General features: G+C 64.1%; 13 protein-coding genes. 7 read left to right on the forward strand and 6 right to left on the reverse strand.

Annotation, left to right across the window (positions count from 1 at the left end; translation table 11 throughout):
* The coding region (locus AC1DW2_RS24490) for an IS481 family transposase (protein WP_477007300.1) at positions 1-841 on the reverse strand (841 nt) is incomplete at its 3' end.
* A gap of 161 nt (positions 842-1,002) precedes the next feature.
* Positions 1,003-2,532 carry a malonate--CoA ligase gene (locus tag AC1DW2_RS24495; RefSeq protein ID WP_477007301.1) on the reverse strand — a complete coding sequence of 510 codons (1,530 nt, stop codon included), beginning with the start codon at positions 2,530-2,532 and terminating at the stop codon, positions 1,003-1,005.
* A gap of 94 nt (positions 2,533-2,626) precedes the next feature.
* Between AC1DW2_RS24495 and AC1DW2_RS24500 the strand changes: the two genes are divergently transcribed.
* The 4 genes from AC1DW2_RS24500 (at position 2,627) to AC1DW2_RS24515 (ending at position 5,926) form a co-directional block, all read left to right on the forward strand.
* The gene (locus tag AC1DW2_RS24500; protein ID WP_477007353.1) at positions 2,627-3,388 is read left to right on the forward strand and encodes an SDR family oxidoreductase; all 762 of its coding nucleotides are present in this window, start codon (positions 2,627-2,629) and stop codon (positions 3,386-3,388) included.
* A gap of 315 nt (positions 3,389-3,703) precedes the next feature.
* Positions 3,704-4,258, forward strand: a complete 555-nt coding sequence (locus tag AC1DW2_RS24505; RefSeq protein WP_014490676.1) for a fasciclin domain-containing protein — start codon at positions 3,704-3,706, stop codon at positions 4,256-4,258.
* Positions 4,259-4,441: 183 nt separating this feature from the next.
* The gene (locus AC1DW2_RS24510) at positions 4,442-5,071 is read left to right on the forward strand and encodes a cytochrome b/b6 domain-containing protein (RefSeq protein ID WP_014490675.1); all 630 of its coding nucleotides are present in this window, start codon (positions 4,442-4,444) and stop codon (positions 5,069-5,071) included.
* A 72-nt stretch (positions 5,072-5,143) separates the two neighbouring features.
* A complete protein-coding gene (locus tag AC1DW2_RS24515) occupies positions 5,144-5,926 on the forward strand; it encodes a molybdopterin-binding protein (protein WP_063980374.1) in 783 nt (260 codons plus the stop codon).
* A 137-nt stretch (positions 5,927-6,063) separates the two neighbouring features.
* On the opposite strand, the gene AC1DW2_RS24520 is transcribed toward AC1DW2_RS24515, so the two are convergent.
* A complete protein-coding gene (locus AC1DW2_RS24520; RefSeq protein WP_477007302.1) occupies positions 6,064-7,266 on the reverse strand; it encodes a YbfB/YjiJ family MFS transporter in 1,203 nt (400 codons plus the stop codon).
* Between the two features lie 131 nt (positions 7,267-7,397).
* Between AC1DW2_RS24520 and leuB the strand changes: the two genes are divergently transcribed.
* Positions 7,398-8,510, forward strand: a complete 1,113-nt coding sequence (gene leuB, locus AC1DW2_RS24525) for a 3-isopropylmalate dehydrogenase (protein WP_231143761.1) — start codon at positions 7,398-7,400, stop codon at positions 8,508-8,510.
* 141 nt (positions 8,511-8,651) lie between these two features.
* The gene (locus tag AC1DW2_RS24530; protein WP_477007354.1) at positions 8,652-9,290 is read left to right on the forward strand and encodes a DapH/DapD/GlmU-related protein; all 639 of its coding nucleotides are present in this window, start codon (positions 8,652-8,654) and stop codon (positions 9,288-9,290) included.
* Between the two features lie 73 nt (positions 9,291-9,363).
* Here the strand turns inward: AC1DW2_RS24530 and AC1DW2_RS24535 are convergent, their stop codons facing one another.
* Both AC1DW2_RS24535 and AC1DW2_RS24540 read right to left on the reverse strand, forming a co-directional pair.
* A complete protein-coding gene (locus tag AC1DW2_RS24535) occupies positions 9,364-9,750 on the reverse strand; it encodes a hypothetical protein (protein ID WP_028158592.1) in 387 nt (128 codons plus the stop codon).
* 157 nt (positions 9,751-9,907) lie between these two features.
* On the reverse strand, positions 9,908-10,696 hold the full coding sequence (locus AC1DW2_RS24540; RefSeq protein ID WP_477007303.1) for a hypothetical protein: 789 nt from the start codon (positions 10,694-10,696) through the stop codon (positions 9,908-9,910).
* Positions 10,697-10,812: 116 nt separating this feature from the next.
* Between AC1DW2_RS24540 and AC1DW2_RS24545 the strand changes: the two genes are divergently transcribed.
* Positions 10,813-11,847, forward strand: coding sequence for an aspartate-semialdehyde dehydrogenase (locus AC1DW2_RS24545; RefSeq protein ID WP_063980378.1), 1,035 nt, complete (start codon positions 10,813-10,815; stop codon positions 11,845-11,847).
* 112 nt (positions 11,848-11,959) lie between these two features.
* Here AC1DW2_RS24545 and AC1DW2_RS24550 read toward each other — a convergent pair whose 3' ends face one another.
* Positions 11,960-12,604, reverse strand: a complete 645-nt coding sequence (locus AC1DW2_RS24550) for a carbonic anhydrase (protein WP_063980379.1) — start codon at positions 12,602-12,604, stop codon at positions 11,960-11,962.
* Positions 12,605-12,715 lie beyond the last annotated feature (111 nt).

Below are 12,715 nucleotides of genomic sequence, written 5' to 3' on the forward strand. Positions count from 1 at the left end.
GATTGTAGACCGGCCGCCAGGCGTCGAAGGCGCGCTGGACTTCCGGCAGAGTGCGGAAGCGGCGCATTGCAAACACCTCGGCCTTCAGGGTGCGATGGAAGCGTTCGTTCTTGCCGCGGGCCTGTGGGTGGCATGGCCTGGCGTGCACCACCCTGACGCCAAGCTTGAGCAGCCACACCTTCAGTCCGGTCCAACGAATGCCGGACGTATCGCCCCAGGGTGAGCCATTGTCGGTGTAGAACGCCTCCGGCAGGCCATAGCAGCGGAACGTCGTCGACAGGTGATTCTGCACGGTGAGGCGCTGCTCGTCGGCACATGCCTTCAGGCACAGCACGTAGCGCGAGTGATCGTCGACGATCGTTAGCGGATGGCACCGCGTCCCATTGGCGAGCGGCAGGTGACCCTTGAAGTCCATCTGCCACAGCAGGTTGGGAGCTTCCTTCTCGAACCGGTGGCCCGGATTGGGCAGTGCATTCTCACTCGGTTTGATCCGGCCGTTCCGACACAGGATTTGGTGCACCGTTGATGGCACAGGCACCGTCTGCCCGCCCCGCTTCAGGCAATGGGCAATCTTCCGTGCTCCCCAAGCCGGATGCTTGTCGCGTACAGCCAGGACTTCTGCCTCGACCGCAGCCTCACTCCGCTTGGGCATCGCATGCGGGCGCCGGGAACAGTCGGCCAGCTCCCGATCGCCGGCCTGCCAGCGCGCCAGCCACTTGTAGCCGACGTCAGGACTGATGTTGAACCGACGGCACAGTTCGCGCCGGTTGGCGCCCTCCTGCAAAGCCAGCCGCACAAACTCGTGGCGCTGATCCATCACTGACACCTCGCTCCAAGGCATGGACGGCCTCCCGAATCGGACCAATCCAGCCAATGTTGATGTGTCAGCTATGTCTCCGAACACCCGTCAGTGATCTGTCCGGGCTAAACACTTCGCGGGGCATGACAGCGTACCGGGTAGAGGCTCCTCGCAATGACGGCGAGAGAGCAGAGCTCCCCCACTCACTTCTTCGCGTAAATATCCTTGTACGTATCGCGCAGCACGTTCTTCTGCACTTTGCCCATGGTGTTGCGCGGCAATTCGTCGACGACGAACACCCGCTTGGGCATCTTGAACTTTGCCAGCCTTCCATCGAGTGCCTTCAGCACCGCGGCTTCGGTGACGTCGGCGCCCTTGTTGCAGACCAGAACCGCCGTGACGCCCTCGCCGAAATCGGCATGCGGCACGCCGATCACGGCGGATTCGACCACGCCCGGCATGGCGTCGAGCTCACTCTCGATTTCCTTGGGGTAGACGTTGAAGCCGCCGGAGATCACGAGATCCTTGCCGCGGCCGAGAATGTGGACGTAGCCCTTGTCGTCGATCTTGCCGAGGTCGCCGGTGATGAAGAAGCCGTCGGGCCGGAATTCCGACTTGGTCTTCTCCGGCATGCGCCAATAGCCCTTGAAGACGTTCGGGCCCTTCACCTCGATCATGCCGATCTCGTCGCGCGGCAGCTCCTTGCCGGTCTCGGGCTCGGTCACGCGCACGGAGACGCCGGGGAGGGGAAAGCCGACCGCGCCGGGCACGCGCTCGCCGTCATACGGGTTCGACGTGTTCATGTTGGTCTCGGTCATGCCGTAGCGCTCGAGCACCGCATGGCCCGTGCGCGCCGACCATTCGCGATGGGTTTCGGCGAGCAGCGGCGCCGAGCCCGAGATGAACAGCCGCATGTGCTTTGTGGTCTCGCGCGACAGCGCGGAGTTCTGGAGCAGCCGCGTGTAGAAGGTCGGCACGCCCATCAGCACCGTGGCGCGCGCCATCAGCTTGATGATCAGGTCAGGGTCGAGCTTCGGCAGGAAGATCATCGACGCCCGCGAAAACAGGGTCACGTTGGTCGCCACGAACAGGCCGTGCGTGTGGTAGATCGGCAGCGCGTGGATCAGCACGTCCTTGTCGGTGAAGCGCCAGTAGCCGACCAGGCTCAGCGAGTTCGACGCGAGATTGTCGTGCGTCAGCATCGCGCCCTTGGAGCGGCCGGTGGTGCCTGACGTGTAGAGGATCGCGGCGAGATCATCGTTTGCCCGCGAGACGGTTACGAATTCGCTGCTGGCCTTGTCGGCGGCTTCCGTCAGCGAGCCCTTGCCGTCAGGCCCGAGCGTCTCGACCCTGGCCTTCACCTTGGCGGCGATCGGGGCGAGCCCTTCCGCCTTGGAGGGATCGCAGACCACCAGCGACGGCTCGGCATCGCCGATGAAGTAATCGAGCTCGTTCAGCGTATAGGCCGTGTTCAGCGGCAAATAGACCGCGCCGGCCCGCACCGTGGCGAGATACAGCACGATATTGGCGACCGATTTCTCCACCTGCACCGCGACGCGGTCGCCGGGCTTCACGCCGCGCGCGACCAGCACGTTCGCCATCTGCCCGGCCCGCGCGATCAGATCGCCATAGCTGATATGGGCGCCGTCCTGCGTCTCGACCGCGAGGCGTTTGGGATCGTCCAGACCGTCGAACAGGCGGGAAAACAGGTTGGCGTTGGCAGCTTGGTTCATGCAAGATTTCCTCGACCGCAAGGCAACAAGGCCGGTCAAAACCGAGGGCTGGATTAGCAAAAACCGCCCCAATGAAGCAACGGAGACAGTTTGCATGACCAAAAACGGGAAACGCGTGGCCTGGGTAACGGGCGGCGGCAGCGGCATCGGGGAGGCCGGCGCCGAGGCGCTCGCGGCCGACGGCTGGATAGTCGTGGTCTCGGGCCGCCGCAAGGACGCCCTGGATACCGTGGTTGCCAGGATTGCCAAGGCAGGCGGGGCGGCCGAGGCCATTACGCTGGATGTGTCCAACGCCGCCGAAGCCCAGAAGGCGGCTGATCAAATCGTCGCAAAGCACGGCCGCATCGACCTGCTCGTGAACAATGCCGGTATCAATGTCCCCAAGCGGAGCTGGAAGGACATGGAACTGGAGGGCTGGGACAAGCTTGTCCAGGTCAATCTCAACGGCGTGCTGTATTGCATGCGCGCGGTGTTGCCGACGATGCGCAAGCAGCAGGATGGCTCGATCATCAACGTCTCGTCCTGGGCCGGCCGCCACGTCTCGAAGATGCCGGGCCCGGCCTACACCACCACCAAGCATGCGGTGCTGGCGCTGACTCATTCCTTCAACATGGACGAGTGCGTCAATGGCTTGCGCGCCTGCTGCCTGATGCCGGGCGAGGTGGCTACTCCCATCCTGAAGCTGCGCCCGGTGGTGCCGAGCGAGGCGGAGCAGGCCAAGATGCTGCAATCGGAAGATCTGGGCCGCACCATCGCGTTCATCGCATCGATGCCGCCGCGCGTCTGCATCAACGAGCTCCTGATCAGCCCGACGCATAATCGCGGATTCATTCAGACGCCGAACAACAGGGATTGAGCCTTGTAGGGTGGGCAAAGCGAAGCGTGCCCACCATACCTATCCTCAATCGCGGAGAGATGGTGGGCACGGCGCATGCGCGCCTTTGCCCACCCTACGGCTCCTGAGATGTGTGGCGCGCTCGCTCACACACGAACGTACCCCCGCTTAGTTTCACGCATCACGATAAATTATTTCCCGAAACCCCATCGCGAACCCTCCCGTAGTTCGGTCCAACGACGGCACTGCTGCTTCACGCCAAAAGGTCGCAGGCGCCGTTGTTGCCCAACTCAAGCACCGGCAATTGCCGGTCACAATTCAATCGGGAGATTCTCCATGTCGAAGCGTATTGCCTATCTCGCTGCCGCCGCCTTCAGCGCCCTGGCCATCACCGCGACCGTCGTCGCGCCTGTTCGCGCCGAGGAGAAGACCGTCATGGTCGGTGGCGCCGCGATGTTCCCGTCCAAGAACATCGTCCAGAACGCCGTCAACTCCAAGGATCACACCACGCTGGTCGCGGCGGTGAAGGCGGCCGGCCTGGTGCCGACGCTGGAAAGCAAGGGCCCGTTCACGGTGTTCGCGCCCACCAACGCCGCCTTCGGCAAACTGCCGGCCGGCACCGTCGACAATCTGGTCAAGCCCGAGAACAAGGCGACCTTGACCAAGATCCTCACCTACCATGTCGTGCCCGGCAAGCTCGAGGCCTCCGACCTCACCGACGGCAAGAAGATGAAGACCGCCGAAGGCGAGGAGCTGACGGTGAAGAAGCAGGACGGCAAGGTCTGGATCGTCGATGCCAAGGGCGGCACCTCGATGGTGACGATCTCCAACGTCAACCAGTCGAACGGCGTGATCCATGTGGTCGATACCGTGCTGATGCCGGCGACGTAACACCGCCCACCCCTGTTTCATCCCCCGAACAGGATGCTTTGAGACGGCGAGCCGGGGGCACCCGGCTCGCTTTATTGTGACCAAGGTCGCCCGCAGACTCGATTCGCCGTCGTGCGGGGGCGTAACGAAAGCGGAAGTATCGGCGTATATTCGGTGTCAGACGACCTTCAGGACGGAACCATCATGTCGAGCCTCACAGTCAGCGACGAGCAGGTCAGCGCCACCCCCGCCAAAGTGATCCAGCCGGCCTGGGTCCGTGTCATGCACTGGACCAACGCGGTCGCCATGATCCTGATGATCCTGTCGGGCTGGCAGATCTACAACGCCTCGCCGCTGTTCGGCTTCAGTTTTCCGCGCGAGTATACGCTTGGCGGCTGGCTCGGCGGCGGCCTGCTCTGGCACTTTGCGGCGATGTGGCTGCTGATGGTCAACGGCCTCGCCTATCTCGTCACCGGCTTCGCCACCGGCCGCTTCCGCAAGAAGCTGCTGCCGATCACGCCATCCGGCGTGCTCCACGACGTCAGGGCTGCGCTGACCTTCAAGCTCGGCCATGACGATCTCACCGTCTACAATTACGTGCAGCGCCTGCTCTATGCCGGCATCATCGTGGTCGGCGTGCTGATCGTGCTGTCGGGCCTGTCGATGTGGAAGCCGGTGCAGCTCTATTATCTCGTGATGCTGTTCGGTGACTATCCGACCGCGCGCTACGTGCACTTCTTCTGCATGGCCGCGATCTGCGCCTTCCTCGTCATTCACGTCTTGCTCGCGCTGCTGGTGCCGAAGAGCCTGCGCGCGATGATCATTGGTCGCTGAGAGCATGATCCGGAAAAGTGGGAACCGGTTTTCCGACAAGATCATGCTCAAGATAAATATGTGAGACCCGTTATGGCCAAGCGCTCATTCCTCATCCCCGGCGTCGACAAGCGGCTGCTGATCAAGGACTCCATCAAGTCCATGCCGGACTTCACCCGCCGCCGCTTCATCGCCGGCGGCGCCAGCCTCGGCGCGCTGACGCTGCTCACCGGCTGCGACGTCGTCGATTCCTCGTCGGCCGATACCCTGCTCGCGAAGGTCTCGAAGTTCAACGACGCCGTGCAGGCCTGGATGTTCAATCCCGACGCGCTGGCACCGACCTTCCCGGAAAGCGCGATCACAAAACCGTTCCCGTTCAACGCCTATTACGATCTCGACGATGCGCCCGATGTCGACGGCGCCGACTGGAAGCTCGAGGTGCGCGGCCTCGTCGACAACAAGAAGTCCTGGACCCTGGACGAGCTCTACAAGCTGCCGCAGGTCACACAGATCACCCGCCACATCTGCGTCGAGGGCTGGAGCGCGATCGGAAGCTGGACCGGCACGCCGCTCCGCGATTTCCTCAAGCTGATCGGCGCCGATACGCGTGCGAAATACGTCTGGTTCCAATGCGCCGACAAGGACGGCTACAACTCTCCCTTGGACATGCGCAGCGCGCTGCATCCGCAAACGCAGATGACGTTCAAATACGCGAACGAGATTTTGCCGCGCGCCTACGGCTTCCCGATGAAGATCCGCGTGCCGACGAAACTCGGATTCAAGAACCCAAAATACGTGGTCTCGATGGAAGTCACCAACGACTACAAGGGCGGCTATTGGGAAGACCAGGGGTACAATTCGTTCAGCGGGAGCTGACGCCAGCCCCGCTGCCGTAGGGTGGGCAAAGCGACTTGTCCGCCATAGCTCGAAGAGCGAAGGCGGAAGCGTGCCCACCGATGCTGTATCCGCGACAACGGTCATGGTGGGCACAGCGCTTTGCGCCTTTGCCCGCCCTACGGCACCGGTTCTTTGGCCGGCCCCACCTTGCGTTGGCACAACGCGGCCACCGCGCCAAGCGCCAGCAGCGCCGCCGACACATTCAATGCGTAACTCAGACTCCCCAGCGCATCCGTGATCGCGCCGACCACGATCGGGCCGAGCGTCTGGCCGACACCGAACGAGATCGTCATTGCCGCGATCGCGGTAGGCCACGCCTCCGGCGGGTAGTTGAAGCGGACGAAGGCCGTGGTCGAGCCGACCACGGCGAAGAAGGCGACGCCGAACACCACCGCCGAGACCGCGAGCCACGCCGGCGAATGCCCCAGCATCGGCAAGGCCGCGCCGAGCGCGTTGGTGCCGAGGATGATGGCGGTGGCAAGTCCACCGCGGTCGAGCGCCAGCACGCCGCGCCAGACCCAGGGCGTGACGAAGGCGCTGAGGCCGATCAGGCTCCAGAACGCGGCCTGCGCCGCAGCCCCGCCGCCGCCGTCGCGCACATACGCGATCATGAAGGTCATGTAGGCGATGTAGCCGGCGCCAAACAGGAAGTAGCCGGCGAGATAGATCAGCACGGGCAGAATCGCGAAGGCGGCGTGGCTGCCTTCCGAGAAGCGCACCCCACTCTCGATCCGGATCAGGAACAGCGGCACGGTCATCACGACGGACAGCAGCGTCAGCGCCCACCAGACCAGCCACCACGAGCCCGGCCCGAAATATTGCAGCGTGAACGGGGCGATCAGCCCCGAGGCGAGAATCCCGATGCCGGGCCCGGCATAGAACAGGCTGAGCAGGAAATTGGCCCGTTCCGGGCGCGACTGCGCGATACCGGCGGCCAGCGCGCCGCCGGCGACGAAGCCGGCCGCCGCCCCTAAGCCCAGCACGAGACGTGCGAGGCTCAGTGCAACGAAATTGCCGGTCAGCGCGCAGGTGGCGAGCGCGGCGACGCAGGCGAGGGTTCCGCCGCGGATCGCCGCCGACCAGCCGACGCGCTGGATCAGCCGGGACGCGACAAGCGCGCCCACGAGGTAGCCGACGGCATTGATGGTGTTCATGAAACCGGCGGCCGAGTAGGACCAGCCGAGGTCCTCCCGCATATCGGGCAGCACCAGCGCATAGGCAAAGCGGCCGATGCCGAGCCCGACCGTCGCCGCCAGCGACAGGGTCAGGATCAGCCGCGCAGGGTGTGCGTCGGGCGGGGGACGATCAGGGGCGCGCAAGGGATACTCCGGCGCGTGCAGTGTGGCAGGCCCTGCGGGCCTTGCACAGCCGCGAGGCGGCAATGGTGTCTTGCCAAGCGCGCAACGCCGCTCTAGCACTCCGGCCGAATTCGATCTCAGAGGAAACGACCATGGCGACCCACAAATTGCTGCTGCTCCCCGGCGACGGTATCGGCCCCGAGGTGATGGGCGAGGTGAAGCGGCTGATCGACTGGCTCAATTCGGCAGGGATCGCCAAATTCGAGACCGATACCGGCCTGGTCGGCGGCTCCGCCTATGACGCCCACAAGGTGTCGATCTCCGAGGGCGACATGGCCAAGGCGCTGGCCGCCGACGCCATCATCTTCGGCGCGGTCGGCGGCCCCAAGTGGGACGCGGTGCCCTACGAGGTGCGCCCCGAAGCCGGCCTGCTCCGCCTGCGCAAGGATCTCGCCCTGTTCGCCAACCTCCGTCCCGCCGTCTGCTATCCGGCGCTGGCCGATGCCTCCAGCCTGAAGCGCGAGGCGGTCGAGGGCCTCGACATCGTCATCGTGCGCGAGCTCACCGGCGGCGTCTATTTCGGCGAGCCCAAGACCATCACCGATCTCGGCAACGGCCAGAAGCGCGCCGTCGATACCCAGGTCTACGACACCTATGAGATCGAGCGTATCGGCCGCGTCGCCTTCGAGCTTGCGAGGAAGCGCAAGAACAAGGTGACGTCGATGGAGAAGCGCAACGTCATGAAGTCGGGCGTACTCTGGAATGAGGTCATGACGGCGGTCCACAAGCGCGAATATCCTGACGTGACGCTCGAGCACCAGCTCGCCGATTCTGGCGGCATGATGCTGGTGAAGGCGCCGAAGCAGTTCGACGTCATCGTCACCGACAACCTGTTCGGCGACATGCTGTCCGACATCGCGGCAATGCTGACCGGTTCGCTCGGTATGCTGCCCTCGGCCTCGCTCGGCGAAGTCGATGTGAAGAGCAAGAAGCGCAAGGCGCTGTACGAGCCCGTGCACGGTTCGGCGCCTGACATCGCAGGCCAAGGCCTCGCGAATCCCATCGCGATGATCTCGTCCTTTGGCATGGCGCTGCGCTATTCCTTCGACATGGGCGATCTCGCCGACAAGGTCGATGCCGCGATCGCCGCGGTGCTGGCGAGCGGCCTGCGCACCGCCGACATCAAGTCGGAAGGCACCACGGCCGCCTCGACCACGCAGATGGGCGAAGCGATCCTGAAGGAATTGCAGAAGCTGCACGCGTAGCCACAAACACCGCAATCGTAGGGTGGGCAAAGCGATAGCGTGCCCACCATTTCGATCGCGATTGCCGCGAGATGGTGGGCACGGCGCTTCGCGCCTTTGCCCACCCTACGGCTCTGCCGACGACCTCAGGGAAGCCAACTCATGGATGCCTCGCCCCGCCCCAAGATCGCGGAAACCATCATCCATGAAACGGTGCGCCAGCGCGAAGCGCAGATCGGGCGGCGCTGCGAAATCCTCGCCAACACCCGCATCGAATATGCCTCGCTCGGCGACTACTCCTATCTCGGCGAGAACTGCGAGGTCGCCGACGCGGTGATCGGGAAATTCACCGCCATCGCCAACTCGGTGCGGATCGGCGCGCCCAATCATCCGATGGGTCGTCCGTCCCAGCATCGCTTCACCTATTGCCCTGAGTATTACGAGGCGACCGCGAGCCGTGACCGCGACTTCTTCGCGGATCGCCGCAGTGACCGCGTCATCGTCGGCAACGATGTCTGGATCGGGCACGCCGCGATCCTGCTGCCGGGCGTGAGTGTCGGCGACGGCGCAGTGATTGCCGCGGGCGCGGTCGTCAGCCGCGATGTCGAGCCCTACACGATCGTCGGTGGCGTTCCCGCGCGTGCCATCCGCAAGCGCTTTGACGATTCGGTCGCCGCAAGCCTGCGCCGCATTGCCTGGTGGGATTGGCCGGACGAACTCATCTTCGAGCGCCTGGGCGATTTCCGCTCCGAGGCGATCGAAGAATTTTGCAGGCGCTACGACCCGGCAGCCAACGCCTGAAGCGGACGCATCTCTCACAAACAAAAATGGCCGGGCGTGAGCCCGGCCATTTTGATTCGGTCGATCATTCCGCTCAGTACAGCGGGAAATTCCGCGGATAGCCGCCGACGTCGGCCGGCGTGCTCAGCGGCTGGCGATCGATCGGGCGGTTGTTGTTCTCGCGGGCGAAGGTCGGATAGCCGATCGCCGGCGGGAAAGCGTAGTCGGAGAACTTGCGGTCGCCAGGATTGACCTCGGTGCCGCCGTCGAGCCAGGAGCGCTTGCTCACATAAAGGCGGGTGCGGCCCTGCTGATAGACCGCGTTGGGGCCGCTCGGACCGTAATAGGGCCGGCTGTTGTCGTAACGTTGCTTCTTGGTGTCTGCCGAGGCGGGTGTCGCGAGGGCTGAGGACATGGCAACCACGGCGCCGGCCGCAAGCCACATCGCCAGTTTGTTCGCGGCGGAGAAATTCGAGCTCATCACGTCCCCTTCAGGCGGCAAGCCGCCAATCGATTTCATCCCCATACTAGCCCGGTAAGGGTGGCCGCAACTAGGTCAATTGGGTCACACCAGCTCGGAATAATCGTGCGCGCTGGCAAAAGTTGCATCAATACCAGCCACTTGAGCTTGATGCCGGTTAGAGCGCCCCGCGCAATTGCGCGTTCGCCGCGCCCAGCAGCCAGTCCGACGAACCCTGGGGAGCGCAGGAGCGGCGCTTCAGCTCCGCATGGGCGAACAATTCCGCCAGCTTCGGCTCGTTGCCCGAGGTCAGGAGCGTCAGCCGGTTCAGCGTGCAGGCGATCGCCGCGCGCCGGGCGGGCAGGGTGTCGCCCTGGCAGGAGAAGCCGGAGATCTGGAGCGCCGGCTCCTCGCTGCGCTTGAGGTAGCCGAGGCACGCCCGCGCGGCCTCCGCCGTGCCGGTTTGCCGGAACAGGGCGACGGGACCGAATTTCGTGTCGATCAGGCCGGCCTGCTCGAGCGGCGTTGCGTCCCCCAGGCCCATGTGGACGGCCAGGTCCGCTGTCGCCGGGCGGGCCACGTCGAATTCGCCGCCTTCCCGGTAGATCTCGAGCTCCGCCACGGGCTTGTCCGCCTCGCCGGTCCAGCGCATCACGTCCCGGCGCCCGCCCTCGGGATGCCTGAGAATGACGTAAGAGGCTGTTTTTTCTGATGAATCGAGCCGACTGAGGGCGAACGCCGGTTGCGAGCGCTCGGCCACGCTCCACCCCGGCTTCTCGGCCGGCTCATCGTCACGCAGGCTGGGCAGCTGGTCGAGCGCGGCGAGGGCGAGGATGGCAAACAGGACCAGCGTCCCCACATAGGCGAACAGGCGCGCCAGCGTGCCGACGATTTCGTCGGCGAGGGCTGCGAGCGCCAGATGGATCTGGGTAGGGGTTGCGGCCGTGCTGGCCTCTGGCGACTGCATCCACGGCCTTCAGGCATGGTCCAACGTTGTCTTGAGGCCGGTTCTCGCATAGAAGCGCTGCTCTTCCTGTTTAAGCGTCAGCTTCAGGAACGGGCTTTTTCATCGGAGAGTGAACGATGGGTTACAAAGTCGCAGTCGTCGGCGCGACCGGCAATGTCGGACGGGAAATGCTCAACATCCTCGATGAGCGCAAATTCCCCGCGGACGAGGTCGTGGCCCTGGCATCACGCCGCAGCGTCGGCGTCGAGGTCTCCTATGGCGACCGCACCCTGAAGGTCAAAGCGCTCGAGCACTACGACTTCTCCGATGTCGATATCTGCCTGATGTCGGCGGGCGGCTCGGTGTCGAAGGAATGGTCGCCGAAGATCGGCGCCGCCGGCACCGTCGTGATCGACAACTCGTCCGCCTGGCGCATGGATCCGGACGTGCCGCTGATCGTGCCGGAAGTGAACGCGGACGCGACGGCCGGCTTCAAGAAGAAGAACATCATCGCCAACCCGAACTGCTCGACCGCGCAGCTCGTGGTCGCGCTGAAGCCGCTGCACGACAAGGCGACGATCAAGCGCGTCGTGGTCTCGACCTATCAATCGGTCTCGGGCGCCGGCAAGGATGCGATGGACGAATTGTTCTCGCAGACCAAGGCCGTCTACACCAACAGCGAGCTGATCGCGAAGAAATTCCCCAAGCGCATCGCCTTCAACGTCATCCCCCAGATCGACGTCTTCATGGAGGACGGCTACACCAAGGAAGAGTGGAAGATGATGGCGGAGACCAAGAAAATTCTTGATCCCAAGATCAAGCTCTCCGCGACCTGCGTGCGCGTGCCGGTGTTCGTCGGCCACTCCGAAGCCGTCAACATCGAGTTCGAGAATCCGATCACGGCGGACGAGGCACGCGACATCCTGCGCAAGGCGCCGGGCTGCCTCGTCATCGACAAGCAGGAGCCCGGTGGCTACGCCACGCCGTATGAAGCCGCCGGCGAGGACGCCACCTATATCAGCCGCATCCGCGAGGACGCGACGGTGGAGAACGGCCTCGTGCTGTGGTGCGTGTCCGACAATCTGCGCAAGGGCGCGGCGCTCAACGCCATCCAGATCGCGGAAGTCCTGATCAACCGCAAGCTGATCAGCGCGAAGAAGAAGGCGGCGTAACGCACGCTACCGTAGGGTGGGCAAAGGCGCGAAGCGCCATGCCCACCATCTCTCCCCGATTGCGATAGAAGTGGTGGGCACGGCGCGTTGCGCCTTTGCCCACCCTACGAATTCAAGCCGCGTTGCGCACGCTCTTGAATTCCTTCGCGACCTTGTCCAGCACGAACAGCGATCCCTCCGCCACGCCGAAATAGGCGCCGTGGGTCTGCATCTGGCCTGAGTCCACCGCCTTCTGCACGAACGGAAACGTCATCAGGTTTTCCAGGCTGCGGAACACCGCGGCCTTCTCGATGCGCTCGACGAACTGCGCCATGGTTTCGTGGTCGCGCTGCTCGACCACTTCGCCCGGCTTGATGAACATCTGCATCCATTTGCCGATGAAGTCGCCCGGCGTGAGCGGCTCGATCTTGTCGACGAAGGCGCGGATGCCGCCGCATTGCGCGTGCCCGAGCACGACGATGTGCTTCACCTTCAGCACCGTCACGGCATATTCCAGCGCCGCGGAGACGCCGTGCGCATTGCCGTCGGGCTGATACACCGGCACCAGATTGGCGATGTTGCGGACGACGAACAGTTCACCCGGGCCGACGTCGAAGATCACCTCGGGCGAGACGCGGCTGTCGCAGCAGCCGATCACCATCACTTCCGGGAACTGCCCCTTCACCGACAGCTCGCGATAGCGGCTCTGCTCGGTCGGCAGCCGCTGGGTGGCGAAGGCCTTGTAGCCTTCCAGCAAATGCTTCGGGAATGTGATCATGGCCTATGCCTAACCATAGACCAGAGGGGCGAACAAGCCTTTCGAATAGGCAGGCCAGATGCTATCGGCTTGGCTTGTTGTTTGAGCATGATCCTTTCGGAAAACCGCCGC

The organism is Bradyrhizobium sp. P3_C3 (genome assembly GCF_056402655.1).

Excerpts from the sequence above, each read along its gene's own strand:
- AC1DW2_RS24495 (WP_477007301.1), bottom strand. The coding sequence starts at position 2,532 with ATGAACCAAGCTGCCAACGCCAACCTGTTTTCCCGCCTGTTCGACGGT.
- AC1DW2_RS24500 (WP_477007353.1), top strand. The coding sequence starts at position 2,627 with ATGACCAAAAACGGGAAACGCGTGGCCTGGGTAACGGGCGGCGGCAGC.
- AC1DW2_RS24505 (WP_014490676.1), top strand. The coding sequence starts at position 3,704 with ATGTCGAAGCGTATTGCCTATCTCGCTGCCGCCGCCTTCAGCGCCCTG.
- AC1DW2_RS24510 (WP_014490675.1), top strand. The coding sequence starts at position 4,442 with ATGTCGAGCCTCACAGTCAGCGACGAGCAGGTCAGCGCCACCCCCGCC.
- AC1DW2_RS24515 (WP_063980374.1), top strand. The coding sequence starts at position 5,144 with ATGGCCAAGCGCTCATTCCTCATCCCCGGCGTCGACAAGCGGCTGCTG.
- leuB (WP_231143761.1), top strand. The coding sequence starts at position 7,398 with ATGGCGACCCACAAATTGCTGCTGCTCCCCGGCGACGGTATCGGCCCC.
- AC1DW2_RS24530 (WP_477007354.1), top strand. The coding sequence starts at position 8,652 with ATGGATGCCTCGCCCCGCCCCAAGATCGCGGAAACCATCATCCATGAA.
- AC1DW2_RS24535 (WP_028158592.1), bottom strand. The coding sequence starts at position 9,750 with ATGAGCTCGAATTTCTCCGCCGCGAACAAACTGGCGATGTGGCTTGCG.
- AC1DW2_RS24540 (WP_477007303.1), bottom strand. The coding sequence starts at position 10,696 with ATGCAGTCGCCAGAGGCCAGCACGGCCGCAACCCCTACCCAGATCCAT.
- AC1DW2_RS24545 (WP_063980378.1), top strand. The coding sequence starts at position 10,813 with ATGGGTTACAAAGTCGCAGTCGTCGGCGCGACCGGCAATGTCGGACGG.
- AC1DW2_RS24550 (WP_063980379.1), bottom strand. The coding sequence starts at position 12,604 with ATGATCACATTCCCGAAGCATTTGCTGGAAGGCTACAAGGCCTTCGCC.